The sequence below is a fragment of the Aestuariivita sp. genome, assembly GCF_049276915.1.
Classification (GTDB): Bacteria; Pseudomonadota; Alphaproteobacteria; order Rhodobacterales; family Rhodobacteraceae; genus Aestuariivita.
This window is the reverse complement of sequence record NZ_JBASXK010000162.1, coordinates 1-1,941: the sequence shown is the minus strand read 5'-3', so window position 1 is coordinate 1,941 and position 1,941 is coordinate 1. Positions and strand designations below refer to the sequence as shown.

Sequence of the window (1,941 nt, the reverse complement as noted above, 5' to 3'; positions counted from 1 at the left end):
GCCCGCATCGGACAACTGAGCGACGCACGCTGGGGTAACGGTGATTTAACTAAAACTTTCAATAGCTTGCCGGTTCCTACTGGCGGCTTATTCCTTGACTCGGCGCGCTTATTCCCGTATAGGTTGTGACAAGCTGGAAGATGTGCATTTGCGGCCTCGTGGAACGATCTGCGGGGCCGTTTTGCGTGTCTCTCGTGCGGAACTCACTCACGCATGAGGACGATAATCCATGACACTTGTTACTCAGGAAGAGCACGAGTCAAAGACCGCAGAACTGGTTCGGTCGGTCCATAACTCGATCCGGGATCTACGCAACGTCATCGAAGGCCTGAACCAACAGGTCATAGCAGGAGAGGATGTCGAACTGGCCTTGGTGGCAAAGGTTTTGTCGCCTGCAGAGGGCCTGATCAGAAACTGTCAGAGATTGGAGACGATCCTTGCTGAACAAACAAACCGAACCCTCGGGATCGTGCAAGGCGGATATGCCGTCAACCTTGACCACGCTCGATTTGAAATCGGGTGCCGCCTGGCTCGCCTGCGCACCTGTTGCTCTTCAGGAGCAGTTTCTGCATGAACTTGGGGAGGGGGGGCTGCGTGCCCTCCCTTTCCTTTTCGAGTTCTGGGCGATGCCGCATCAGCTGCCGCCGGAAGGGACGTGGCATTCCTGGGTGGTTCTGGGCGGCCGCGGTGCGGGCAAGACGCGCGCGGGTGCCGAATGGGTGCGCGCGCAGGTGGAGGGTGCCATGCCGCTGGATCCGGGTCGCGCGCGGCGGGTTGCGCTGGTGGGCGAGACATTCGATCAGGTGCGCGATGTGATGGTTTTCGGCGAAAGCGGGATATTGGCCTGTTCGCCGCCCGATCGTCGTCCGCGCTGGAAAGCGGGGGAGGCCAAGCTGATCTGGCCGAACGGGGCCGAGGCGAAAGCCTATTCCGCGCATGATCCGGATGGGTTGCGCGGGCCACAGTTCGATGCGGCCTGGGTGGATGAACTTGCCAAGTGGCGCAAGGCGCAGTCGACCTGGGACATGCTGCAATTCGCGTTGCGCCTGGGGGATGATCCGAGGGTCTGCGTGACCACAACGCCGCGCAATGTGGAGGTTTTGACCGAATTGCTAGCGGCTCCGTCCACCGTGGTCAGCCATGCGCCGACCGAAGCCAACCGGGCCAATCTGGCGGCGTCTTTCCTGGCCGAGGTCGAACGGCGCTTTGCCGGCACGCGCTTGGGGCGACAAGAGCTGGACGGTGTGGTGCTGGCCGATATCGAGGGGGCGCTGTGGTCGGCTCAGATGCTGGCGATGGCGCAGGTGGATGAGGCACCGGCGCTGGATCGTATCGTTGTGGCGCTGGATCCGGCGGTGTCGAGCGGGGCTTCGGCGGATGCCTGCGGGATCGTGGTGGCAGGTGTTGTCATGAAAGGGGCACCTCAGTCCTGGCGGGCCTATGTGCTGGCCGATGAGACGGTGCAGGGCGTGGGGTCGACCGGCTGGGCACGGGCGGCGATTGACGCGATGGCGCGCCATGGGGCGGACAGGCTGGTGGCAGAGGTCAACCAGGGCGGTCAGCTGGTGGAGGAGGTGGTGCGCCAGCTGGATCCGGTTGTGCCCTACAAGAGCGTGCATGCCACGCGGGGCAAGGTCGCACGGGCCGAGCCGGTGGCGGCTTTGTACGAGCAGGGCCGGGTGCATCATCTGCGCGGGCTGGGCGAGCTGGAAGATCAGATGGCACAGATGACCATTCGCGGCTTTGAAGGCAAAGGTTCGCCCGACCGGGTGGACGCCCTGGTCTGGGCTCTGCATGAGCTGATGATCGAACCGGTCGCCAAGTGGCGGATGCCGCGCCTGCGCAGCCTTTGAAAACAAGGGCTTAACCCCAGCGAACGGTGGGTTGTGAAAGTCTTCGCAAAACCCTGTCAGAACTTGTCTCAACACGACGCATGCGGTC

General features: G+C 62.7%; 2 protein-coding genes. Both read left to right on the top strand.

From position 1 onward, the window contains the following. Positions 1–229 precede the first annotated feature (229 nt). Entirely contained in the window at positions 230–574 is a 345-nt protein-coding gene (locus WAO69_RS17145; RefSeq protein ID WP_422181384.1) for a hypothetical protein, read from the top strand. Further along, positions 483–1,853: a DNA-packaging protein gene (locus WAO69_RS17140; RefSeq protein ID WP_422181383.1), complete on the top strand. Its 1,371-nt coding sequence runs from the start codon at positions 483–485 to the stop codon at positions 1,851–1,853. Before WAO69_RS17145 ends, WAO69_RS17140 begins: the two co-directional genes overlap by 92 nt. Positions 1,854–1,941: the final 88 nt, after the last annotated feature.